Source organism: Nocardia sp. No.11, from assembly GCF_038752175.1.
Lineage (GTDB): Bacteria > Actinomycetota > Actinomycetes > Mycobacteriales > Mycobacteriaceae > Nocardia > Nocardia canadensis.
The window spans coordinates 26,333-48,130 of sequence record NZ_JBCGFB010000032.1 but is presented as its reverse complement, the minus strand read 5'-3'; the positions used below and the strand labels follow the sequence as shown (position 1 = coordinate 48,130).

At 69.9% G+C, this 21,798-nt stretch carries 24 protein-coding genes; 15 read left to right on the top strand and 9 right to left on the bottom strand.

The annotated features are described in order from the left end of the window. The first annotated feature begins 52 nt into the window (after positions 1-52). The 3 genes from V8688_RS12960 to V8688_RS12950 are packed head-to-tail and all read left to right on the top strand — an operon-like array spanning position 53 to position 2,719. Positions 53-1,207 carry an amidohydrolase family protein gene (locus tag V8688_RS12960; protein ID WP_342800877.1) on the top strand — a complete coding sequence of 385 codons (1,155 nt, stop codon included), beginning with the start codon at positions 53-55 and terminating at the stop codon, positions 1,205-1,207. Beyond that, positions 1,207-1,986 carry a glucosamine-6-phosphate deaminase gene (gene nagB / locus V8688_RS12955; protein WP_342800876.1) on the top strand — a complete coding sequence of 260 codons (780 nt, stop codon included), beginning with the start codon at positions 1,207-1,209 and terminating at the stop codon, positions 1,984-1,986. Before V8688_RS12960 ends, nagB begins: the two co-directional genes overlap by 1 nt. 1 nt (position 1,987) lies before the next feature. Then, positions 1,988-2,719, top strand: a complete 732-nt coding sequence (locus V8688_RS12950; RefSeq protein ID WP_218721820.1) for a copper homeostasis protein CutC — start codon at positions 1,988-1,990, stop codon at positions 2,717-2,719. Between the two features lie 111 nt (positions 2,720-2,830). On the opposite strand, the gene V8688_RS12945 is transcribed toward V8688_RS12950, so the two are convergent. Continuing rightward, the gene (locus V8688_RS12945) at positions 2,831-3,472 is read right to left on the bottom strand and encodes an HD domain-containing protein (protein ID WP_218721821.1); all 642 of its coding nucleotides are present in this window, start codon (positions 3,470-3,472) and stop codon (positions 2,831-2,833) included. Positions 3,473-3,534: 62 nt separating this feature from the next. Continuing rightward, positions 3,535-4,191 (bottom strand): methyltransferase domain-containing protein, encoded by a 657-nt coding sequence (locus V8688_RS12940; RefSeq protein ID WP_255588699.1) that lies wholly within the window; start codon positions 4,189-4,191, stop codon positions 3,535-3,537. 100 nt (positions 4,192-4,291) lie between these two features. Between V8688_RS12940 and V8688_RS12935 the strand changes: the two genes are divergently transcribed. Continuing rightward, positions 4,292-4,864 (top strand): helix-turn-helix domain-containing protein, encoded by a 573-nt coding sequence (locus tag V8688_RS12935; RefSeq protein WP_342800875.1) that lies wholly within the window; start codon positions 4,292-4,294, stop codon positions 4,862-4,864. Here V8688_RS12935 and V8688_RS12930 read toward each other — a convergent pair. Then, positions 4,806-5,102 (bottom strand): hypothetical protein, encoded by a 297-nt coding sequence (locus tag V8688_RS12930; protein ID WP_342800874.1) that lies wholly within the window; start codon positions 5,100-5,102, stop codon positions 4,806-4,808. The two genes, V8688_RS12935 and V8688_RS12930, sit on opposite strands and share 59 nt — an antisense overlap. A 172-nt stretch (positions 5,103-5,274) precedes the next feature. On the opposite strand from V8688_RS12930, the gene V8688_RS12925 reads away from it, so the two are divergent. Then, on the top strand, positions 5,275-6,210 hold the full coding sequence (locus tag V8688_RS12925) for a nitronate monooxygenase (RefSeq protein ID WP_316574035.1): 936 nt from the start codon (positions 5,275-5,277) through the stop codon (positions 6,208-6,210). Between the two features lie 114 nt (positions 6,211-6,324). Here V8688_RS12925 and V8688_RS12920 read toward each other — a convergent pair whose 3' ends face one another. Together V8688_RS12920 and V8688_RS12915 are read right to left on the bottom strand one after the other, a co-directional pair. Then, a complete protein-coding gene (locus tag V8688_RS12920; RefSeq protein WP_342800873.1) occupies positions 6,325-7,977 on the bottom strand; it encodes a CocE/NonD family hydrolase in 1,653 nt (550 codons plus the stop codon). 59 nt (positions 7,978-8,036) lie between these two features. After that, positions 8,037-8,837: a thioesterase family protein gene (locus tag V8688_RS12915; RefSeq protein ID WP_316574016.1), complete on the bottom strand. Its 801-nt coding sequence runs from the start codon at positions 8,835-8,837 to the stop codon at positions 8,037-8,039. A 118-nt stretch (positions 8,838-8,955) separates the two neighbouring features. Between V8688_RS12915 and V8688_RS12910 the strand changes: the two genes are divergently transcribed. The 3 genes from V8688_RS12910 to V8688_RS12900 all read left to right on the top strand — a co-directional run bounded on the left by V8688_RS12910 (position 8,956) and on the right by V8688_RS12900 (position 11,769). Next, positions 8,956-9,582, top strand: a complete 627-nt coding sequence (locus V8688_RS12910; RefSeq protein WP_316574015.1) for a TetR/AcrR family transcriptional regulator — start codon at positions 8,956-8,958, stop codon at positions 9,580-9,582. A gap of 109 nt (positions 9,583-9,691) precedes the next feature. Continuing rightward, complete coding sequence (locus tag V8688_RS12905) at positions 9,692-10,162, top strand: hypothetical protein (RefSeq protein WP_342800872.1); 471 nt, start codon at positions 9,692-9,694, stop codon at positions 10,160-10,162. A gap of 395 nt (positions 10,163-10,557) precedes the next feature. Then, a complete protein-coding gene (locus V8688_RS12900; protein WP_342800871.1) occupies positions 10,558-11,769 on the top strand; it encodes a lipase family protein in 1,212 nt (403 codons plus the stop codon). Positions 11,770-11,998: 229 nt separating this feature from the next. Here V8688_RS12900 and glnA read toward each other — a convergent pair whose 3' ends face one another. Further along, a complete protein-coding gene (gene glnA / locus V8688_RS12895; protein ID WP_218721833.1) occupies positions 11,999-13,435 on the bottom strand; it encodes a type I glutamate--ammonia ligase in 1,437 nt (478 codons plus the stop codon). Between the two features lie 251 nt (positions 13,436-13,686). On the opposite strand from glnA, the gene V8688_RS12890 reads away from it, so the two are divergent. Then, entirely contained in the window at positions 13,687-14,142 is a 456-nt protein-coding gene (locus V8688_RS12890) for an RDD family protein (protein WP_218721835.1), read from the top strand. Positions 14,143-14,178: 36 nt separating this feature from the next. Continuing rightward, positions 14,179-14,562 (top strand): YrdB family protein, encoded by a 384-nt coding sequence (locus V8688_RS12885; RefSeq protein ID WP_342800870.1) that lies wholly within the window; start codon positions 14,179-14,181, stop codon positions 14,560-14,562. Positions 14,563-14,629: 67 nt separating this feature from the next. On the opposite strand, the gene V8688_RS12880 is transcribed toward V8688_RS12885, so the two are convergent. Next, positions 14,630-15,373: a DUF4191 domain-containing protein gene (locus V8688_RS12880; RefSeq protein ID WP_218721839.1), complete on the bottom strand. Its 744-nt coding sequence runs from the start codon at positions 15,371-15,373 to the stop codon at positions 14,630-14,632. Positions 15,374-15,501: 128 nt separating this feature from the next. Here V8688_RS12880 and V8688_RS12875 point away from each other — a divergent pair, with 128 nt between their 5' ends. Genes V8688_RS12875 through V8688_RS12865 form a run of 3 tightly spaced genes read left to right on the top strand, consistent with a single transcriptional unit; the run spans position 15,502 to position 18,236 of the window. After that, positions 15,502-16,914, top strand: coding sequence for a M20/M25/M40 family metallo-hydrolase (locus V8688_RS12875; RefSeq protein WP_342800869.1), 1,413 nt, complete (start codon positions 15,502-15,504; stop codon positions 16,912-16,914). Continuing rightward, positions 16,911-17,747: an alpha/beta hydrolase gene (locus V8688_RS12870; RefSeq protein WP_218721843.1), complete on the top strand. Its 837-nt coding sequence runs from the start codon at positions 16,911-16,913 to the stop codon at positions 17,745-17,747. Before V8688_RS12875 ends, V8688_RS12870 begins: the two co-directional genes overlap by 4 nt. A gap of 24 nt (positions 17,748-17,771) precedes the next feature. Next, on the top strand, positions 17,772-18,236 hold the full coding sequence (locus V8688_RS12865) for a 6,7-dimethyl-8-ribityllumazine synthase (protein ID WP_218721845.1): 465 nt from the start codon (positions 17,772-17,774) through the stop codon (positions 18,234-18,236). On the opposite strand, the gene V8688_RS12860 is transcribed toward V8688_RS12865, so the two are convergent. Beyond that, a complete protein-coding gene (locus V8688_RS12860) occupies positions 18,237-19,682 on the bottom strand; it encodes a metallopeptidase (RefSeq protein ID WP_342800868.1) in 1,446 nt (481 codons plus the stop codon). It abuts the gene before it with no gap. 76 nt (positions 19,683-19,758) lie between these two features. Next, a complete protein-coding gene (locus V8688_RS12855) occupies positions 19,759-20,709 on the bottom strand; it encodes an endonuclease/exonuclease/phosphatase family protein (RefSeq protein WP_342800867.1) in 951 nt (316 codons plus the stop codon). Positions 20,710-20,815: 106 nt separating this feature from the next. Here V8688_RS12855 and V8688_RS12850 point away from each other — a divergent pair, with 106 nt between their 5' ends. Both V8688_RS12850 and V8688_RS12845 read left to right on the top strand, forming a co-directional pair. After that, positions 20,816-21,100, top strand: coding sequence for a hypothetical protein (locus tag V8688_RS12850; RefSeq protein ID WP_218721849.1), 285 nt, complete (start codon positions 20,816-20,818; stop codon positions 21,098-21,100). A gap of 29 nt (positions 21,101-21,129) precedes the next feature. Next, a complete protein-coding gene (locus V8688_RS12845) occupies positions 21,130-21,795 on the top strand; it encodes a phosphoribosylanthranilate isomerase (protein ID WP_342800866.1) in 666 nt (221 codons plus the stop codon). Positions 21,796-21,798: the final 3 nt, after the last annotated feature.

Sequence of the window (21,798 nt, the reverse complement as noted above, 5' to 3'; positions counted from 1 at the left end):
CGCGAGCAACCGACCACAGCCGGTGGGCGGCGCGGTGAGCGCACGAGGTGTCGTGCGGGGACGGCTTGTCGGGACGCCCGGCGGTGAGATCGCCGACGGGGTGGTCGAATTCGCGGACGGCCGGATCACCTGGGTGGGTGGGGCTGCGGATCATCCTGCGGCGGGGCAACTTCCCTCGGCGGGTGACGAGCTGGTGCTGCCGGGCCTGATCGACGTGCACTGCCATGGTGGTGGCGGATTCGGATTCCCCAACGCCGATACGAAGGGTGCGCGGGTCGCGGCGGCGAATCACCGCGGTCAGGGGACGACCGGGTTGCTCGGGAGTTTGGTGTCCGCGCAGCCGGAGGTGTTGCTTCGGCAGGCGGAGCTGCTCGCCGATCTCGTGGATGACGGCGTACTGCTCGGGATTCACCTGGAGGGGCCGTTCCTCAACGCATGTCGTTGTGGCGCACAGGATCCCGCGGCGATCATTCCCGGTGATCCCACGTTGTTCGAGCGGATCTATGCGGCGTCGCGCGGCACCGTCCGATCGATGACGCTGGCGCCGGAGACCGCGCACTTCGCGGAACTACTCGCGGCCATGCGCCGCAACGATGTGCTGCCCAGTCTCGGACACACCGACGCCGACGCCGCGACGACGGCGGCGCGGATCGCGGACGCGACCGGTGGACCGATCACCGCGACGCACCTGTTCAACGGCATGCCGCCCCTGCACCACCGCTCCCCCGGCCCGGTCGCCGCCTGCCTGGCCGCCGCCGGTCGGGGCGAGATGGTGCTCGAATTGATCGCCGACGGCGTGCATCTGGCGCCCGAGACCGTGGCGATGGTGTTCGACACGGTCGGGCCCGAGCAGATCGCGCTGGTCTCCGACGCGATGGCGGCGGCCGGGCTCGGCGACGGTGACTATCAGCTGGGGGCGCTGGATGTGCGCGTGCGCGACGGCGTCGCCCGGCTCGCCACGGCGGACGGGACGCCGGGCGCGATCGCGGGCGGGACCGCGCGGTTGCTCGATGTGCTGCGCTGGACGGTGCGGGAGGCGCGGATTCCGCTGGTCGTCGCCGTCACCGCCGCCACTCGCACGCCTGCCAGGGTGCTCGGTCTGCACGACCGGGGCGTCCTCGCCGTCGGCATGCGCGCCGATCTTCTCGTCACCGATCAGTCATTGCAGCCGCGGCGGGTGTACGTCGCCGGAACGGAAGGAACCTGATGGAAATCGTCATCCGGGCGGACGAGCACGAGGTGGCCACGACGGTCGCCGATATCGTCGGCGGCTATGTGGAGCGCGGCAACGCGATCCTCGGCCTGGCCACCGGGTCGTCGCCGCTGGGCAGCTATCAGGAGCTGGCGCGACGGTATCGCGAGGGCGAACTCGACTTCTCGACGGCGAGCGCCTTCCTGCTCGACGAGTACGTCGGACTGCCGAAAGAGCATCCGCAGTCGTACTTCTCGGTGATCCGTGCCGAATTCGTCGATCACGTGAATCTCGATCCGGCGCGGGTACTCAGCCCGAACGGCGAGGCGGGGGACATCGCGGGCGAGGGCAGGCGCTACGACGCCGCCATCGCCGCGGCGGGCGGGGTCGACGTGCAATTGCTCGGCATCGGCACCGACGGGCACATCGGCTTCAACGAACCCGGCTCGGCGCTCACCTCGCGCACCCGGGTGAAGACGCTCACCGAACAGACCCGCAAGGACAACGCCCGCTTCTTCGACGGGCCCGACGACGTGCCGCACCATGTCCTCACCCAGGGTCTCGGCACGATCGGCGAAGCCGGGCACCTGGTGATGATCGCGCTCGGCGCGGGCAAGGCCGACGCCATCGCCGCCGCCGCGGAGGGGCCGCTGTCCGCCTTCTGCCCGGCCTCGGTCATGCAGTGGCACCGGCACGTCACCGTGGTGATCGACGAGGCCGCCGCGAGCAAGCTGAAGCTGGCCGACTACTACAAGTACGCGCTGGCGAACAAACCTGCCTGGCAGTCGTTCTGAGATGACCGCGCTCGAGTTCGCGGTGCAGGACGTGGCGGGTGCGGTCGGCGCCCGCCGGGTCGGCGCGGATCGGGTGGAATTGTGCGCGGCGCTGGGTAGTACCGGTGGGCTGACGCCGAGCATCGGGATGATCGAGGCGGTCGTGTCCACCGGGATTCCGGTGCACGCGCTGATCCGCTGTCGGGCGGGCGGGTTCGTGTATTCCGAGGCCGAGGAGATCGCGGTGATGAACGCCGATGCGAAGGCGGCGGTGTCGGCCGGGGCGGCCGGGCTCGTCGTCGGGGCGCTCACGCCCGCGCACCGGGTCGACCTCGACGCGCTGGAACGCATCCTCGACGGCGTTCCGGTCGACAGCATCGAGCTCACCTTCCATCGGGCCATCGACCAGATCGGTGACCGGTCGGCGGCGATCGACCGCCTGATCGCGGCGGGCATGACCAGAGTCCTCAGCTCCGGCGGCGCGACGTGTTGCGCCGCCGGTCTCCACGAGCTCGCCGCCATGGTCGACCAGGCGGCGGGCCGACTCCAGATCATGGCCGGTGGCGGCATCACGGTGGCCGATATCCCCGCACTGCGTCGCATCGGCGTCGACGCGGTCCACCTCTCGGCCCGTCGCGTCGTCGCCGATGACGGTGGACCGGGCGGTGGGGGCACCACCGGCCACGAACAGCTGGACGAGAATCTCGCCGCAGCGGTCGCGACGCGGCTCCGCGACGCGGCGTCGGCGGGCTGATCTGTCATCCGGATCGGGCCGCGAGGACATCGGGCGACCGGTGGCGGCATCGACCACAGCAGCTGGATGTCCGCCACCGGCATCGCAGGGCCACCAGCCGGCGCAGCGACCTCAAGAACGTTCGGCGAGAATGAGTTCCGCTTCACCGGGGTTGCAGTCGAACGCCGCCTGCACTGCCGCGATGGCTTCGGCGTGCTCCCCCGCCGCGACCAGCCGGTCGATCTCGGCCCACTGGTCGGTCGGGGCGGCTACCGACAGGTCGAGTCGGCGTTCGAGGCGTTCCCACATGCGGGCCACCGTCGGGTCGTCGGTGAGCAGTTCGCCCAGGTGGGCTTTGAAGGTGGGGTGTTCGGTGCGATACATGCCCATCCAGCTGCTGTCGGGCGGGCTGGCCTCGGCGTTGGCGGTGCGGTCGGCGAGTTTGAGGATCACCGCCGGCGGGTGGGCGGCGATCTTGGCGTAGGCGTTCAGGTTTCGGGCCTTGCGGTCGGGGCCGATGCCGGTGACGGCCCAGACCAAATCGAGAACCTCACGACCGAAACGAGATTCGACCTCCTCGGCGGTGACCGGGGTGTCCTCGATGACGTCGTGCAACCAGGCGGCGGTACCGACCGCGCCGTCGTAGCCGAAGTCGTCGAGGACGGCCCGCACCGCCGCGAGGTGGGTGATATACGGATGCTCGCCGTAGCGCTGGTCGCCGTGGGACTCGAGGGCGAACGCCCGCGCCTCGGATTCCCGCTGATCGAACTCCATATCGCACCCCCGTGCTCGATTCGGATCGTGACGAGATCGACCCTAGCCGAGGCCACCGACAATCAGCGCGGCTTCCTGGCGGTGAGGATGCCGGTCTGGTACTTGCTCTGCGTGTACTCGAGCTCGGTGAAACCGGCCGTTCCCAGCTGGTCGGTGTAGTGGCGGATGTCGGCATCGGCGAAGGGGTTGCCGCCGCCGAAGAACGGGGCGAGAATCCGGCGCGCCCGCGGGGTGAGCGAGGCGTCGGCCAGCAGCAACCGGCCGCCGGGGCGCAGGACCCGCCACATCTCGGTGATCGCGGCCGCGCGGTGCTGCGCGGGGATGTGGTGCATGACGAAAGTGCAGGTGACGACGTCGAATTCGCTGTCGGCGAAGGGGAGGTCCTGGGCGGGCGCCTGTTCGTAGCGGTGCTGCGCCGCGCGATCGCGCTGCCGATTGTCGGCGACGGCGATCGCCGAGGGGTCGACCCCGACCGCCGCACCGGACGCGCCGGTCACCGCACCCGAGGCGCGCACGAGTTTGCCCGGCCCGCAGCCGATATCGAGCGTGCGCTGCCCCGGCGCGATACCGGCCGCCGCGACGAACTCGGCCAGCAGGCGACGCTGCCTGCCGAGGAAGAACACCGTGGTGAACAGGTTGTACCGGCGCAGGCCCGCGATGACGATGCCGGTGTCGCTGTCCTCGACGAACATGGGGGTGAGAAGCTGGTTTCTTGACATGGGTCCATGGTCGGACGCGGCCACGGCGGCGACCAGGATCAGAATCGCCGGATCTGTCCGTTTCCGGACAGATCCGCGGAATCCGTCCCGTGGAGGAACGATGGCCGAGCACACCGATCGCCGGGTCCGCCGGACCAGGGACAACCTGCACCGCGCGCTGATCGAGCTGATGATCGAGCGCGGCTACGACCGGGTGACGGTCAGCGACGTCATCGAGCGCGCCGATGTCGGGCGCTCCACCTTCTACGCGCACTATCGCGACAAGGACGACCTGCTGCTGGTCAGTTGCACCGAGTATCTGCGCCGCGAGATCGCCCGCACCACCGTGCCGGGCTCACCGCTCGCACCGCTGCGGGTGATGTTCGCCCTCGCCGCGCGGTATCCGGAGGTCTACCGACCGTTGATCGGGCCGAAGGCGACCACGACGGTGCTGCACGCCTACCAACGGTGCGTGGCCGACCTGATCGGCGAACTGGTCGAGGAACTGCCCCGCGACACCGTCGCCTTCCTGTCGTGGGGACTGGTCGGGTTCCTCGGCGCCGTGATAGAGCCGAACGATCCGGTCGCGCCGGCGACCGCCTGGCAGCACTTCGAAACGCTGGCCCTGTACGGGCTCAGCGGCGGCCCAGGTCGGGCCACGGCGGCCGGCGCAGCAGGGTCAGCGCCGCGATAACGCCCGTGAGCAGGCCGATCCATTCGCCGAGCTGAGCGATCCGGTTGGTGTCGACCGCGGGCGTCCAGCGAGCGCGGCCGTCGTGGATGACGAACACGCCGACCGGACGGGCGGCTCGGCCGAATCCGCCGCCGCGGGCGACGGTGATCACGGTCGCGCCGTCGGCGGTCGGCACCGGGTCGCCGAAGATCATCGGCGGCGTCGTGACCGCCTGCTCGAGCCGGTCCCTGATCGTCATCCGAACCCCCGTCGGTCGTCGCGGCACTGCTGTCGAACATACGCGCCGGACGATGCGTTGCCCGGCGGTTCGCGAACGCCGTGCCCGGGAGCGTCGGGCGCTCTTGGCATGATGGGTGAGCCCAGCCACGACGAGAGGGGTTGCGCCCATGACCACCACACCGGAGCTCGACATCCTGGCGACATCGTGGTCGCGTTCGCTCGGCCTGCGCGTGCCGGTGGTGAACGCGCCGATGGGCGGGGCGGCGGGCGGACGGCTCGCGGCGGCGGTGACCGCGGCGGGCGGGCTCGGCATGATCGGAATGGGCAGCGCCGGATCGGTGGCCGCGCTGGAGCGTGAGCTCGCGCTCACCGGCGACGCGGCGTTCGGGATCGGGCTGGTCGACTGGGTGCGGCAGCGCGAAGCCGGACTGCTCGACGCCGCGATCGCCGCCGGACCCCGTGCCCTGTCGATCAGTTTCGGTACCGACTTCTCCTGGGTGCCGGTGGTACAAGACGCGGGGATTGTCGCGATCACCCAGGTCTACGACGTGCCGGGGGCGCATCGCGCACAGGATGCCGGGATCGACGTGCTGGTCGCGCGGGGGTGTGAGGGCGGCGGGCACGGTGCCGACCGGCTCGGGCTGCTGCCGCTGCTCGACGCCGTCCTCGACATCGCGACCGTGCCCGTGCTGGCGGCGGGCGGGATCGGTTCCGGGCGCACCCTGGCCGCGGTGCTGGCGGCGGGCGCGGCCGGGGCCTGGTTGGGAACGTGCCTGGCCGCGGCGGAGGAATCCCTGCTGCCCGAGAACGCGCGCCGCGCGATGCTCGCGGCCGATTCCACCCACACGGTGGTGACCACGGCCTTCGACGAGACGCTCGACCTGCCGTGGCCGCCGATCTATCCGGCGCGGGTGCTGCGCAACGACTTCACCGATCCGTGGTCACGCCCGGAACTCGACGAGACCCGGCCGGACGCGGACCTGCTGCGCGCGGCCATCGCCGTCGACGACGCGACCATCGCGCCGGTCGACGCGGGACAGGGCGTCGGGTTGATCACCCACATCGAGCCCGCGGCCGCGATCGTCGACCGACTCTGCCGGGACGCGGCCGCCTTGTTGCGGCGCTGAGGGTACCGCGGTCTTGCGCTCAGCGGCCACGACCACGGCTACGCCGAACTCCCCCACCACTCTGCGGCTCGGCAGCCCGAGGCTTCGGAGACGAGGCCCCACGGGCTCGGTGACTCAACGGACAGGATTGCGCAGGTCGACGACGCGCGCGGGGTCGTTCAGCAGACCCTGGTCGAGCTGGATCGTCTCCTCGGTCCGCCACCGGGCGTGCCAGATCGGTACGCCGCCGGGCAGATTCGTCTCCCGCGCGGAGGTGAGCAGCGGGAGTTCGAGGCGGGCCCCGGTCACCGTGACCGCGGCGTTGGCCGGGGTGTGTGACCAGACGTCGTCGACCACGTCGGTGATCCGGATACCGAGCCGGTGGCCGGTGGCCAGGCGGGCGTCCTGCCACAGCAGGCGGATCGCGGCCTCCGGGCGGACCGGAGCGATGCCGCGGGTCAGCACAGTAGCGCGGCCGTCGGGGGCGATGTCGTAGAGCTCCAGCGCGACCGTCGCTTCCGGCGGTCCGGAGAGCCGAACGGTCGCTGTCGCCCGGCCCGCGAGGTGCAGCGCTTCGGTGACGGGCGCCGAGATCGACCAGATCTCGCGATCGGGGCCGGGGAGCAGGCCGCGATCGGTGTAGGTGCCGGTGCGCAGGTCGACGGAAACACGCTCGGAATCGACCGGCGGCCAGACGCTTTCCCCGCGCCAGCCGCCGTCGAACTGGCCGACGGTGACCGGTGGACCCGGCACCTCGACGGCGGCACCGGCAACGTGGCGGTCCAGGAACGCGGCCAGTTCGTCGGTGAAATGCGGTGTGCCGCAGCGGCTGCGGCAGTCGGAGTGCCCCCACTGGCCGAACCAGGCCCGGTGCTCACCGGGACCCATCGCCTGCCAGGCGTCCAGGACACGATCGGCGCGGGTGTTGGAGTCGAGGAAGCTCTGGCCGAGGAACAGCGGGGTGGTGTTGCCGCGCAGGTCCTCGACGATGTCGCGGTCGCGCCAGCCCGGGTTGGCGCCGTTGTGGTCGGTGGTGAGGGCCAGATAGTTGTCGGTGCATTCCTTGGTCAGCGCGACGGCGTTGGCCTGATATTCGGGTGAGTCGTCCCAGCGGCCGGGGGTGTGGGCGATGGCGAGGTGTTCGGGGCCGGCGAGGTCGGCGGGGCGAAGTCCGTCCTCGGTCAACGGTTTTCCGCCGAACTTCCACGAGACGCCCTGCATGTACAGGTAGGTGTACGGGTCGACGACCGGCTCGAACGCGGCCACCGCGGCCAGACCCTTCGGCTTCGCGGCCAACGCGAGCATCCCGGTCCAGCCCTCGTAGGACGTGCCGACCACGCCGACCCGGCCGGTCGACCAGGGCCTGCTCGCGGCCCACTCGACGGCGGCGGCGACATCGGACTGCTCCCCCGGGCCACCGAAATCCGGGCAGCCGTTGGAGCCGCCGTAGCCGCGCAGATCCACGATCACGTAGGTGTAGCCGGCCTTCAACGCCCACTCGACCGGCAGGTTGTCGGTCGACGGGCCGCCCTCGGGGCGCGGCTGGGTGAGGTAGGCCAGGTGCGCGCGATAGGGGCTGGCCGTCAGCAGCACCGGAGTGCGCACGTCGTCGGCGATGCCGTGCGGACGCAGGATGTCGGCGTGCAGGCGGGTGCCGTCGGGGGCGGTCAGATAGTCCTGCGTCCACTGGAACGCCACATTCACCGGTTCGGCCGACACCGGCGCCGCCATACCAAGCATCAACGCCACACCGGCGGCCACCCGCGCCACCATCGCACCCCATTGCACGGATGGACTATCGCCGGTCGCGTCGCGCGCGTCCAGCCCCGAGATCCGGGGGCCGCGGATCAGGGCAGCGGTTGCGGGCGGACGGTGAGGATCTGCTGGGCCACGCCCACCGGTCCGCGCACGTCGTGCAGCACAGTGCTGGTCAGACCCTGGCCGGCGTGGCCGAAGGTGACACTGGTGTCGAGGCCGGTCCACTCGCCCTCGGGCTGCCGGTACAGGTGGATCGTCAGATCGACGTTGGGGAACATCCACTTGGTGGGTTCCTGCCGGACCGCGATGCCGTTCGCGGTGTCGACCAGCGCGATGAAGGACGCCGGCGGCTCGCTCGGCTCGCCGGCCACCAGCTCCACCGCCGAGTGGATCCAGGCTCCGGTTCGCCCGGGTTGCGGATGCCCGACGGGCCGGGTGTCGAGGGTGGCGATATAGCCGCCGGGCCAGATCGAGCTGAGCGGCCACGAGGACAGCGTGTCCGGGGCGGGCAGCCGATCGGGCTCGCCGCCGGCGACGCTGTCGGTGTCCTGATCACTGAGCAGCCAGGCGCGGGCGCTCACGACGGCGCGGCCGGCGATGGTGACCGTGGCCTCCACCAGTTCGATGGTGCGGCCGGGGCGGACGATCCGAACGTCGATGTCGAATTCCTCGAAGCCGATCCGGCCGAGGATGTCGAAGCTGATCCGGCTCAGGGTCAGTGCGGGACGTTGTTCGCGCGCCCGCGTGCGCAGGATCTCGTGGACGATCAGGCCGCCGAGGGGGCTGAAGTGCTGTTCGTCGAGGTCCCAGGCGCCGCCCGCGTGGACGGTGGGCACGAAGCGGTGCGTGCCGACGCGCTGGAAGTAGCTGGGGGCGATCGTCTCCGTCACAAAATTCAACCTAAGGGTCGAATTTTCATCTCGCTAGTCGATTCACCATCCTTGTGGTCGACCTCACAGCGGCGGCTTGCCCCGGCACGCCCGCCGGCGGCCCCGATATGATCGGCCGATGACTTCGATGGCGGACGAGAGCGTCGCGCCCGCCGGGCGCGCGGCCAGACGCCGCGACCGCCGCAAGGCGGAGATGATCGATGCCGCGTTGCAGATCCTGTCGAGCAGCGGTTATCAGGGAATGCGCTTCGAGGACGTCGCCGAGCGCTCCGACATCGCGAAAGCGACCCTCTACCACTACTTTCCGAGCAAGGACGCGCTGGTTTCCGCCGCGCTGGAGAAGCTGACCTCCGATGTGCTGACCCATCTCGGCGCGGCCCTCGACGGCGCGGCGGATCGGTCGGCCGCCGAACGGCTGCGCGCGCTCGTCGACGAGCAGCTGCGGGTGCTCACCGTGCTGTATCCCGAAGTGGGCAAGCTCTTCTCGTTCCCGGCGCCGTGGCCCGCCGAGCACACCGAGGCGATCAAGACCATGCGCAGGCGGCACGACCGGCTCTTCCGCGAGGTCGTCGACGCGGGCATCGCCGCCGGCGAATTCGATTGCCCCGACCCGCCGGTCGCGCTGCACTGCCTGCACGGCATCCTGAACCACGCCTCGATCTGGCTGCGCCCGGACGCCGATCCGGACGGGCGGACCCGCGCCGCCGTCGTCGACGAATCGTTGCGGCTGTTCGTCCGAGCCTGAAAGCTCGCAGATCGGGCACCGCGCGGACCCGCGGGGCAGGTGTCGGAGCGAAGGGGTAGTTTCTCCGGCACGGGCGGGGAATTCTCGCTCGTCACGGGAGGGACCCACTGTGGCTGAGCCGAGAACCCATCATTACCAATTCGCCCATCGGGTCCTGCCCGACCTAGCGCAGCGGCTCGGCGCGCGCATGGTCACCGACGAACCGCCGTTCGGCTACACCGAACAGCTGAAATACCTCTGGGACAGCGTCGGTGAGCGACTGGCCCCCGCCGACCGGCTCCCCTGCGACGACATCACCGGCCGACGCCTCGACGGCGACGGATTCCGGCTCCTGCTGGTCCAGCTCCCGACGCCGGCCGCCCCCGTGGAGGCGCATTTCGTCGCCGTCGTCCTCCCCGACGACTCCGACGACATCCGGATCTTCACCCTCGAACGCGCCGCCTTCCAGCCCCCGGACCGCTCCGACGCCACCACCCTCGGTTCCTGGGCCGACCACAGCCACCTCAACCTCGGCCCCGGCCCCCACCCCGACCCCACCGCCTTCGTCGCGGCCATCCACGCCAAGCTCGCCGCCCGCTAGTCCGGGTCGGGCCCCGCACCGACTACGCACCGCCCCCAGGGATTTCCCCACCGCCCGTCCCGCACCACAGCATTCGCCCCACGCCGACGCCGCTGGAACGGGCCGAGGGCTGGTCGGCGGCCCGAAGCACCTCCGAAAACTCCACAGCCGCAGCGTATTGCCGCCGGCCTGCTCTCCCGCGCTTCGCGACGGTCGTCGAACCCGACGCGATCTTCGTCGTTCGGGTTACCAGCCCGATCTCGGGAGATAGCCTGACTGCCTTCAGGGGGATTCGCGGGCTGTGGTCCCCCGGAAGGGAAGATCGAATGACAGGCAGTGTCGTTTCGCCCGGTGGTGCATGGGGTTCGGCAGTCCAACGCCGTCACCTGCGCTCGGCGGTGATCGCAGTTTCGGCAGTGTTGTGCTTGACCGGCACTTCGATAGCGATCGGTCATGCGGACCCGCTGACAACTCCGCAGAACGATCCGTTCTACACGCCGCCGTCGGGCTGGGACTCGGCGGCGCCAGGCACCGTCCTGCATTCGCGACCCGTCGAGGTGGCCTCGCTGCAACCCCAGGCACAAGACGCCGATGCCTGGCAGTTGCTGTACCGGTCGACCGATACCGACGGCCGACCCATGGCGACCGTGACGACGGTGCTGCGGCCACGGACCGGACAGGTCAAAGGCTTGATCTCCTATCAGCCCGCCACCGATGCCTCGGCCCCGCAGTGCGCGCCCTCGTTCGTGCTCCGGCAGGGAGCGCCCGACAAGTACGACTCCTCGCTGGACCTCATCCAGATCGACCAGATGCTGTCGTCCGGTCATGCGATTTCCATCCCCGACTGGGAGGGGCCGAAGGGGACGCTGTTCACCCCGAGACAGCCGGGTTACGCCGCGCTCGACGGAGTGCGCGCCGCCCAGGGCTTCGCGCCGCTCGGCCTGCCCGGCACCGAGACCCCGGTGGCCGCGATGGGCTACTCCGGCGGGTCGATCGGCACCAGCTGGGCCGCGCACGTGCAGCCGACCTACGCTCCGGAAATACAACTGGTCGGAGTCGCCATGGGTGGTTGGACAGCGCCCATCGGCAGCTACCTGGGAACGCTCGACGCCGGTCCGTTCTCCGGCTTCCTGCCGTCGCTCCTGCCGGGCATGCTGCGCGCCGACCCGCGTCTGGCGGCGGCTTTCGACAAGTATCTGACGCCTGCCGGACGCGCTCTGCTGGCAGCGGGTGACAGCAAATGCGTGACGGCCAACGTCGCTCAGCACGCGTTCGTGCGCATGGACGACTACCTGACGATCCCGTTCACACGCCTGCTCGAGGAGATACGACCGTCGTTGGACGCGCTGGACTTCAGCGCCGTGGCCTCGACGGCGCCGCTGTTCCTCTACAGTGCCGTGCACGACGAGATCGTCACCATCGCCGGACCCGACAAGGCGGTGGCGCAGTGGTGCGCGGCGGGGGCGCCGATCACCTACACGCGAGACCTGTTGAGCGAGCACGTCAGTCTGGCGATCAGCGCGACTCCCGCGGTCCTGCGGTGGATCGATGAACGTCTGGCGGGACAGACCGCGCCGGACGGTTGCTCGACGCGCACAGTGACGTCCATGTCGCTCGGTGGCGCGTAGCGCGGTAAGCACGGCCTGACCTCGCCGCCGAGTGCGGGCAGCGCGACCATCGCGGTCGTGCAGGCTCGCGGCCACGCAGACGCGGCACACGGGCGTCGCGGGCCCGGTACAGACGAGTCCACCCGCCGCGTGATCATGGGTGATCACGGAGCGGGTGGACTCGACACCGTTTACTGCGTACCCACTGCGGACGGAACGGGCCGATCAGGCCCGTTCCCGCAGGTCAGGCTTACACGTCGTAGTAGAGCTCGAACTCGTACGGGTGCGGACGCAGGTTGACCGGCGCGATTTCGTTGTCGCGCTTGAGCTGGATCCAGGTCTCGATCAGGTCCTCGGTGAAGACGTTGCCTTCGGTGAGGTAGTCGTGATCCTGCTCGAGGCGGTCGATGACCGTCGCGAGGCTGGTCGGGGCCTGCGGGATGTTCTTGGCCTCCTCGGGCGGCAGCTCGTAGAGGTCCTTGTCGACCGGAGCCAGCGGCTCGATCTTGTTCTTGATGCCGTCCAGGCCGGCCATCATCATGGCGGCGAAGGCCAGGTACGGGTTGCCCGAGGAGTCCGGCGCGCGGAACTCGATGCGCTTGGCCTTCGGGTTGTTGCCGGTGACCGGGATGCGGACCGCGGCGGAGCGGTTGCGCTGCGAGTACACCAGGTTGATGGGGGCTTCGTAGCCCGGCACCAGACGGTGGTAGGAGTTCACGGTCGGGTTGGTGAACGCCAGCAGCGACGGGGCGTGGTGCAGGATGCCGCCGATGTAGTGACGCGCCAGATCCGAGAGCCCACCGTAGCCGGCCTCGTCGTGGAACAGCGGCTTGCCGTCCTTCCACAGCGACTGGTGCACGTGCATGCCCGAGCCGTTGTCACCGAAGAGGGGCTTCGGCATGAAGGTGACAGACTTGCCTTCCTGCCACGCGGTGTTCTTCACGATGTACTTGAACAGCTGCAGGTCGTCCGCAGCGCCCAGCAGGGTGCCGAACTTGTAGTTGATCTCGGCCTGACCGGCGGTGCCGACCTCGTGGTGGCCGCGCTCGAGCTCGAAGCCCGCGTTCTGCAGGTTGGTCGAGATCTTGTCGCGCAGGTCGACGTAGTGGTCGTACGGGGCGACGGGGAAGTAGCCACCCTTGTTGCGGACCTTGTAGCCCAGGTTGCGGCTGCCGTCCGGGTTGAACTCCTTGCCGGTGTTCCACGAGCCCGAGACCGACTCGATCTCGTAGAACGAGCCGTTCATGCCCGAGCCGTAGCGGATGCCGTCGAAGATGTAGAACTCGGCCTCGGCACCGAAGTACGCGGTGTCGGCGATACCGGTCGAACGCAGGTACTCCTCCGCCTTGCGCGCGATGTTGCGCGGGTCGCGGGAGTACGCCTCACGGGTGAACGGGTCGTGCACGAAGAAGTTCAGGTTCAGGGTCTTCGCGGCACGGAACGGGTCGATCCGAGCGGTGCTGAAGTCGGGCAGCAGGAGCATGTCCGACTCGTCGATCGACTGGAAGCCACGCACCGAGGAGCCGTCGAACGCCAGACCCTCTTCGGCCAGGTCGGCGGTGAACGCCTTGGCCGGGATCGAGAAGTGCTGCTGGACGCCGGGCAGGTCGGAGAAGCGGATATCGACGTATTCGATGTCCTCTTCCTTGATGTACTGGATGACCTCTTCGGCCGTGCTGAACGTCACTTGTTCTCCTTACGGATCGGTTCCCAGCCAGTCACGATGCATGGGTTCGTCGCGACCTGACGCTAAGGACGCGGTGTTTCCCTACAGTCAAGGCTGTGTTTCGCCAGTGTTACGCGTGCCGGAGGCGGGGTGATGTCTGCCATCCGGGCGCGACCTGCATCGTAATCCTGCCATCCGTCCGACCGCGCGGTGACGTGACCTCCACTAATGCGGTCGTGAGCGGGCGATAGCCGGCCACTATCCTGGAAGCCATGGCGCGTATCACCGGCACATGGCTCTCCGGCAATCCGGCGGAACCGGGCGACCCGGAAACATCCGGCTACCCCGGCGAGCTCTACGGGCTGCCACGCGAGGGCGCGGGCTCGCTGGCGCCGACCTGGCGCCGGGTGGTCGCGCTGTTCGTCGACTGGTTCATCGCGGTCGGCATCGCCGCCGTGATCACCCGCAGTTTCGCCTCGTCGTCGGTGCCGCTGCTGGTGTGGTTCGTGATCGGCGTCGCCGCGGTGACGCTGTTCGGGTTCACCCCCGGCCAGTACTTCCTGAAGCTGCGGGTGCTGCGGATCGACGCCCCGGTGGCGGTCGGGTTCGTGCGGGCGCTGGCCCGGCAGGTGCTGCTGGTGTTCGTCATCCCGGCGCTGTTCACCGATGCCGACGGGCGCGGCATGCACGACCGTGCGACCGGCACGGCCCTGGTCAACGCGCGCTGACCCGCAGCAGGCCCGCCACGGCCTTACGCTGTGGCCGTGTCACTGAATCCGGCCCTGCTGGCCGTGCGTTTCCTGCTCGAACTGATCGCCATCACCTCGTTCGGGGTCTTCGGCTGGCGGGCATTCGACTCCCCCTGGCGATATCTGCTCGTCGTGGTGCTGCCCATCGCGGCCGCGCTGCTGTGGGGCACCTTCGCCCTCGCCGATGATCCGAGTCGCGGCGGTGGCGCGCCGGTGCCGGTCCCGGGCCCGGTGCGGCTGCTCGTCGAGTTCGGCGTGCTCTTCGGCGGCGCCGCGGCACTGTGGGGCGCCGGGCTGCCCCGGCTCGCGCTGATCGCGACAGCGGTGCTGGTCGGCTACCACCTGCTGGCCTACGACCGGATCCTGTGGCTGCTGACCGGACGGCCGCCGAACTCCTGACGAACTCCTGACACGACACGAGCCCGGCACCTGCGATCAGGTGCCGGGCTCGGTCGGTAGGCGGGGGTCAGCGGCGACGGATCGCGCGCTGCATGCCCTTCATCTTGGCGCCGGGGGGCATCGGGCCCTTCGGCATCGCGGGTCCGCTGCGCGAGCTCAGCGCGGTCAGCCTGCCCTCGATCTGGTCGATCCGCTTGACGTCGATGTTGCGCGGCAGCTTGGTGAGGAACTTCTGCAGATCCTTGAGCGGGGTCTGGCCCTCGTCGTTGCCGACGACGACCTCGTAGATGGGGGTGTCACCGATGAGGCGGGCGGTGCGCTTCTTCTCCTGGGCGATGAGCGACTTCACCCGCTGCGGGGAACCCTCGGCCACGAAGATCACGCCCGGCAGGCCGATGACGCGATGCACCGCGTCGAGCTGGGTGGTGGCCGCGACGCCGTTGGCGACCCGCCACTTGCCCTGCAGGTTCTCCAGCACCCACGCCGCCGCGCCCGCCTGGCCCTCGGCCTTGCGGTAGACGTTCTTCTGCACGCGACGTCCGAAGATGATGAACGCGAACAGCACACCGAGCAGCAGACCCAGCGGCAGCAGGAACCACTGCATGTCGAAGATCAGACCGATGAGGAAGAAGACCACCGTGGTGCCGACGAGTGCGCCGATCATCAGCGGCAGCAGCGCCTTGTCTTCCTTGCGCTGCATGTTGAACGCCTGCCACAACTGCTGACGCCGTTCGCGTGATGCCTGCTTACGGGCCGCTTTAGCCGCGGCCTTGGCTTCCTTCGACGGCTTGCCGCCCTTGCCTCCTGCCATGGTGTCAGCTTAGATGGCCCCTCGCCGGGCTGTCGGACCGCATGACGCCCCGACCTCGAACACGGCGTTTCGGACGTCTTTGACGGCGAACCCGCCGGGCACGGGCAACAATGGCGAGGGTGCGCCCGATGACCGAGAAACCGACCGGATCCCCCGTCACCGACGGAGTCGACGAGGAGGTCGCCGAGCGACTGGCCGCGGCGCTGCGCTGCGTGACGGTGTCCACCGAGGACCCGACCCAGACCGCCGACGCGGAGTTCGCCCGCCTGGCCGACCACCTCGAGGCGTCGTTCCCGCGCGTGCACGCCGAGCTGACCCTGACCACCTTCGGCCGCAGCAGGCTCTACCGCTGGGACGGCGCCGAGCCGGGACCGGTGGCGGCGATCCTGCTGGCCCACCAGGACGTCGTCCCGGTCGACGATCCGCAGCGCTGGACCCATCCCCCGTTCGCCGGCGTCGTCGACGCGGAGTTCATCTGGGGCCGGGGCGCGATCGACGACAAGAGCCGGGTCCTCGCCGTGCTCGAGGCCGTGGAGCAGGCGCTGACGGCCGGGGTCCGCCCGCGGCACACGATCTACCTGGCTTTCGGCCACGACGAGGAGGTCTTCGGCGACGGTGGCGCGGTCCGGATGGCCGAGCACCTGCGCGCCGAGAACGTGCGGGCCGAGCTGCTGCTCGACGAGGGCGGGGTGATCACCGACGGGGTCGCCGACGGGGTCGACCGGCCGGTCGCGAGCATCATGCTGGGTGAGAAGGGCTACGCGACGGTGCGGTTGTCGGTCAGCGAGACCGGCGGCCACTCCTCGATGCCGGGCAAGCAGACCGCGGTCGGGCGCCTGGCGCGTGCCGTGGCCCGGGTACAGGACCATCCGATGCCGCTGCGGCTGACCCCGGTGATCACCGACATGCTCGCCCGGATGCGGGTGGCGCTGCCCGAACCCCGCCGCAAGCTGCTCGAACTCACCGACCGACGCGGGCTGGCCACGCTGACCGGACCGCTGCTCACCCGGATCCTGGCGGCGGGCCCCACCACCGAGGCGCTGGTCCGCACGACGACGGCGCCGACGGTGATCCGGGGCGGGGTGAAGGCCAATGTGCTGCCGCAGAGCGCGGAGGCACTGGTGAATTTCCGCATCCTGCCCGGCGATTCGGTGTCGACGGTGCTCGCGCACTGCCGCCGGGTGATCCGCGACCTCGGTGTGGCGATCGAGCTCGTCGGGCCCGCGTCGGAGCCGTCGCGGGTCGCCGGTCCCGGCCCCGCCTACGCATTGATCGCCGAACTCGCCGCCGAGTTGGTCCCCGGCATCGTGACGACCACCGGGCTGGTGCCCGGCGCCACCGACTCCCGCCACTACGACGGTCTGGCCGCCACCCGCTGCAACTTCGCGCCGATCGTGCTGACCGCGGCCGATCTGGCACGGATCCACGGAACCGACGAGCGGATCTCCCGGCTCAACTACGCTCGACTGATCGAGTTCAATCGGCGCCTGATCGAGCGGCTCGCGGTGGCGCCCGGCGACGAAGGAGCAGCGCAGCGATGACGACGGACACGGGCGAATTCGCCGGCAACGGCGGCCGGATCGCCTGGCGCGCTTGGCAACCCGACACCGCACCGCGCGCGGTGGTGGTGCTGGTGCACGGCGTCGCCGAGCACTCGGGGCGCTACGAGTACGTGGGCGACGCGCTGGCCGCGCAAGGTTTCGCGGTGTACGCGCTCGATCACATCGGACACGGCCTGTCCGAGGGCGCGGCGGCCAATATCGGTTCGATGCACGCGGCCGCCGACAATGTGGCGACCCTGCTCGACCTGGCGGGCAAGGCCCATCCCGACGTGCCCCGATTCCTGCTCGGCCATTCGATGGGCAGTCTGGTGGTGCTGCACCTGGCCACCCGTGGACCGGTCGACGTGGCCGGGATCGTGGTCTCCGCGCCGCCGCTGGACATCCCGCTGGGCAATCCGGTGCAGCGCCTGGCCGCTCCCCTGCTCACCCGGCTGGCGCCGAATCTCGGTGTGCTGACCCTGGATTCGTCGACGATCAGCCGCGATCCCGAGGTCGTGCGCGCCTACGACGCGGACCCGCTGGTGTTCCGCGGCAAGCTGCCCGCCCGCACGGCGGTGGAGATCCTGCAGCACACCGCGCTGGTGAAGCAGCGTCTCGACGCGCTCACCGCGCCGCTGCTGGTGCTGCACGGCACGGCCGACACCGTCGCCGCGCCGTCGAGTGCGGACCTGCTCGAGAGCGACGCGGGTTCGTCCGATGTGACGGTGCTGCGCTATCCCGGGCTGTTCCACGAGGTGTTCAACGAGCCCGAGCGCGACCAGGTGATCGGCGACGTCGTCGACTGGCTTTCCCAACATGTTACCGATGAGTAGCTTAGAGCCTAGTAGACTCCGCCCATGGGAACCACGTCTACCGGCGCCGTCGCCTTCATCCGCGCCAGCTGGCACAGCTCCATCGTCACCAAGGCCCACGAGGGCTTCGTCGCCGAATACGCCGGTCTAGGGCTCGACCCGGCCGCCGTCGAGGTGTTCGACGTCCCCGGCGCCTTCGAGATCCCGCTGCACGCGCAGCGTCTGGCCCGTACCGGCCGCTACGAGGCGATCGTGGCCGCCGCGCTGGTCGTCGACGGCGGCATCTACCGCCACGACTTCGTCGCCACCGCGGTGATCGACGGCTTGATGCGCGTCCAGCTCGACAACGACGTCCCGGTGTTCTCGGTGGTGCTCACCCCGCACCACTTCCACGAGCACAGCGAGCACGTCGACTACTACACCAACCATTTCGTGACGAAGGGAGCCGAGGCCGCCCGCGCGGTGGCGAACACCCTCAGCTCCCTGCGGTCACTGCCCGCGGCGCGCTGACTACTCGAACCGGGTCAGGCAGGCCTGTTCGCCGTCGAGCACGCCGGTGCGGAACGCCTCGAGGCGCTGGTACCCGCTCGGCACCACCTTGCCGTTGACGTCGGCGGCCGCGAGGCCGTCGGCGAGCAGGCCCGACACGGCCTCGTCCAGATCACCGGCCGACAGGCGCGGATCACTGCTCGGCTCACTGAGTTTCGTGGTCAGCGCGCCGGACAGGCACGCGGTGCGCAGGCCCGCCGATTCGGCGCCGGTCAGTGACAGCTTGCGGTCCTGCTGCACCGCCAGGGCGTAGCGGGACACGAAGACCACCGCGGCGTTGTAGTCGCCGGTGACGACCGCCGAGAGCGGTTCCTCCTTGCCGGTGGACCCCTCCCCCGCGCGCTTGGCCATGGCGGGCAGGTCGGTGCCGATGGTGTTGCTGCCCGGGCAGTAGGACACCGGCTCGGTGGTGGTCGTCGAGGCGCAGTTGCGGGTGACGCCCGCGTAGTCGAACGTCGGCGCGTTCTTCACCGGCATCGACTTGCCCAGCTGGGTCGCCAGCGAGCTCAGATTCTCCTTGTTCACCGGCAGCTGCTGATCGCGCTCGCCGTCCTCGAAGGTGACCGGCAGACCGCCGCGGCGCTTGCTGATCTCGTCCTTGTCGATCCCCTTGCAGGACCCGGCACCCTCGGTATAACCCTTCTGCACCGCGGTGACGCGCTCGAAGGCCGAACCGTGCACGGCGTCAGGGTCGTTGGGGTCACGGTCGCGCACGGCGACGGTCGCGCCGAGCACGCCGTTGAGGCCGTCGGTGGTGTTGAGGGTGAAGTGCTTGGACTTGCCCTCGGCGACGTGACGCAGGAACACGCCGGCCAGGCAGTCGGCCTGCTGCTCCTTCACCAGCGCGTCGGTGAGGAAGCCGCGCAGCAGATCGGCCTGGGACTGGATGGCGTGGCCGTACTCGTGGGCCAGCACCATCACCACCGACATCTCCTTGTACTTGTCGACCAGCAGCGGCAGCAGGACAGAGCGGTCCCAGCCGATGGTGTGGTCGAGCGGGCAGTACGCGGCGTTGACCAGTTTGTAGGTGCTGCTCTTGCAGAACTGCACCGACTCCGATTCCGGTGCCTTCGCCGACCACGAGATGTACTTCGAGGCGGGCTTGAAGTTGCCCCGGAAGGTCTTGGAATACTCGGTCTGCCAATACTCTTCGATATCGGCGATGGCGTTGAGCGCGAGCTTGTCGATCTTGCCGTTGTCGCCGTTGTCGGCCTTCTTGTCGGTGTCGGGCACACCCGGACGGGTGCCGCTGGGCCCGGTGTTCGACGTCGCGCCCGCCACCTCCCACGGGTTGTCCATCGTGGGCATCGCCTGGTCGCCGGCGACGGTCGTCGCCGCGCAACCGGTGGCGAGCAGGCCGACGCTCACCAGTGCCGCCATGGCCATGGCGAACCGATGTTTGATCATCCGCTGATTCCTCCCCGGGCAATGACATGGACGCCGAGCGGTCCGATGTCGAGCGCTCACATGGTAATCGACGCCGTCAATCCCGCATTCTGACCGTGGCGAGCACCGCGCGATGGTCGGAGCCCGGAATCGTCAGCGTGCGTACCTGTTCGGCCACGCCACCGGCGACGAGGATGTGATCGATGCCGATCACCGGCCCCCACCGGCGATCCGCGGGAAAGGTCAGCAGGACGCCGTCGCCCGTCTGTTCCGCCGCGGCCGCGAACGGACCGTCCAGCAGCGCGCGGTAGGCCGCGTGGTTCTGCGTCGCATTGAAATCCGCGCCGACGATCGCGGGTGTGGGCGCCGTGGCCAGGATCTCGTCGACCCGGCGCAGCTCGGCGGTCCACGCGGCGAAATCGATGTTCGGCGGGATCGGATGGAAGGCGTACACCGAGATCGGGCCGCGCTGTGGATGTTCCATCGTCGCGGAGATGTTGCTCATGATGAAGCCGTCGTACTTCACGGTCTGGCGCAACGGGTATCGACTGTAGATGCCGGTACCGCCGCCGCCGGATTGCGCGGGTTCCAGATAGAAGTAGGGCAGCCGGGCCTCCAGGCCCGCCGCTCGCAGCCGCGTGATCGAGTCGACGGTCAGTTCGTCGGCGGTGAGCACGTCGACGTCGTTGTCGCGCACCGCGGCGACCACCGCGGCCGGATCCGCCTGGCCGAACAGCAGATTCGACTGCAGTACCCGCAGCTGCGGCCCCTCGGCGGCACCGGCCGCCGGAATGTAGGCCGGAACGACCAGCCACGCCGCGCCGACCAGCACCACGCCCCCGGCGATCGCGCTGCGCCATCCGCGCGCGAGGAGGACCAGGACCACCCCGATCACCGCGCCCAGCATCAGCCACATCGCCCCCGACGCCAGCAGCACCAGTGACTGCTGCCGCCAGCTGCCCAGATGCAACACGATCCCCGCCGTCGCCGCGATCAGTGCGCCCCACCCCAGGACCAGCAATGCCCGGTCCAACCATTTCCGCATCATGGGGCCGAGCCTAAGCCGACGTCCTTGGCGCGCCCTTATGGTGCCGCTAAAGGTTCTCTGAGGTGCCCGCGTCGGCCTACACTGGCGCCGCAGAAGGAGGTACCGCGTGTACATCGAGGAATTCCCCGCCGCGGGCCCGCTCACCGAGGACGCCGTCGACGCGCTGATGACCGTCGCGGGCCGCTACACCTCGGCATTGACCCTCACCGTCGCCGACCGGACCGTCCAGCTCCCGGTCCTGCCGGTCTGCTGGACCGAGCTCCCCATCCGCGCGGGCACCCCGATCACCATCGAAGCCGCCCGCGGTCACCGCCCACCCGACACCGAGGACCGCACCGCCCTGCGCGATTTCGTCACGACGTTCCAGCACGCCACCGGCGCGCGGGGCTGACGTGCTCGCGGCCCGATAGTCTTCGGTCCATGACCGTGCGCGCCAAGATCTGCGGAATCCGCTCGGAAGCCGACCTGCGGCTCGCGATCGAGGCGGGCGCGGACGCGGTCGGCCTCATCTCGGGCATCACCCACGTCAGCGAAGACGGGCTCGACGCCGCGACGGCACGGCGATTGGCCGCGCTGGTCCCGCCGTTCGTCAACACCGTCCTGGTGACCCACCTCGACGACGCCGCGGCGATCATCGAGCTCGCCGATCACCTCGGCGTCGACACGATCCAGGTGCACGGGCTGGTATCGGCGCAGACACTGCGGCAGGTCAGGGCCGAGGCGCGGGGCCGGACCATCCTGCGCGCCGTCCACGTCGCCGGGGCGGACGCGATCCTGGAGGCGAAAGCCGCTGCCGCCGACTGTGATGCGGTCGTGCTGGATTCCCGCACCGCCGACCGGCTGGGCGGCACCGGCCGCACCCACGACTGGACCATCAGCGCGCGCATCGTGACCGAGTTGGCCGCACTCGGCTGCCCGGTCGTGCTCGCGGGCGGACTCACCGCGGACAATGTCGACGCGGCGATCAGCGCGGTGAAACCGTTCGGGGTCGACGTCAACAGCGGCGTCGAGGAAGCCGCGGGCGACAAGTCGAAGCAGGCGTGCGAACGCTTCGTCGCCGCCGCGCACGCCGCACGGCACAGCTGAGAC

What these genes read in the sequence shown, in the direction of transcription:
- V8688_RS12945 (WP_218721821.1), bottom strand. Translation starts at nt 3,472, where the DNA reads ATGGAGTTCGATCAGCGGGAATCCGAGGCGCGGGCGTTCGCCCTCGAG.
- V8688_RS12930 (WP_342800874.1), bottom strand. Translation starts at nt 5,102, where the DNA reads ATGACGATCAGGGACCGGCTCGAGCAGGCGGTCACGACGCCGCCGATG.
- nagB (WP_342800876.1), top strand. Translation starts at nt 1,207, where the DNA reads ATGGAAATCGTCATCCGGGCGGACGAGCACGAGGTGGCCACGACGGTC.
- V8688_RS12940 (WP_255588699.1), bottom strand. Translation starts at nt 4,191, where the DNA reads ATGTCAAGAAACCAGCTTCTCACCCCCATGTTCGTCGAGGACAGCGAC.
- V8688_RS12865 (WP_218721845.1), top strand. Translation starts at nt 17,772, where the DNA reads ATGGGAACCACGTCTACCGGCGCCGTCGCCTTCATCCGCGCCAGCTGG.
- V8688_RS12910 (WP_316574015.1), top strand. Translation starts at nt 8,956, where the DNA reads ATGACTTCGATGGCGGACGAGAGCGTCGCGCCCGCCGGGCGCGCGGCC.
- V8688_RS12950 (WP_218721820.1), top strand. Translation starts at nt 1,988, where the DNA reads ATGACCGCGCTCGAGTTCGCGGTGCAGGACGTGGCGGGTGCGGTCGGC.
- V8688_RS12880 (WP_218721839.1), bottom strand. Translation starts at nt 15,373, where the DNA reads ATGGCAGGAGGCAAGGGCGGCAAGCCGTCGAAGGAAGCCAAGGCCGCG.
- V8688_RS12855 (WP_342800867.1), bottom strand. Translation starts at nt 20,709, where the DNA reads ATGATGCGGAAATGGTTGGACCGGGCATTGCTGGTCCTGGGGTGGGGC.
- V8688_RS12890 (WP_218721835.1), top strand. Translation starts at nt 13,687, where the DNA reads ATGGCGCGTATCACCGGCACATGGCTCTCCGGCAATCCGGCGGAACCG.
- V8688_RS12845 (WP_342800866.1), top strand. Translation starts at nt 21,130, where the DNA reads ATGACCGTGCGCGCCAAGATCTGCGGAATCCGCTCGGAAGCCGACCTG.
- V8688_RS12870 (WP_218721843.1), top strand. Translation starts at nt 16,911, where the DNA reads ATGACGACGGACACGGGCGAATTCGCCGGCAACGGCGGCCGGATCGCC.
- V8688_RS12875 (WP_342800869.1), top strand. Translation starts at nt 15,502, where the DNA reads ATGACCGAGAAACCGACCGGATCCCCCGTCACCGACGGAGTCGACGAG.
- V8688_RS12935 (WP_342800875.1), top strand. Translation starts at nt 4,292, where the DNA reads ATGGCCGAGCACACCGATCGCCGGGTCCGCCGGACCAGGGACAACCTG.
- V8688_RS12860 (WP_342800868.1), bottom strand. Translation starts at nt 19,682, where the DNA reads ATGATCAAACATCGGTTCGCCATGGCCATGGCGGCACTGGTGAGCGTC.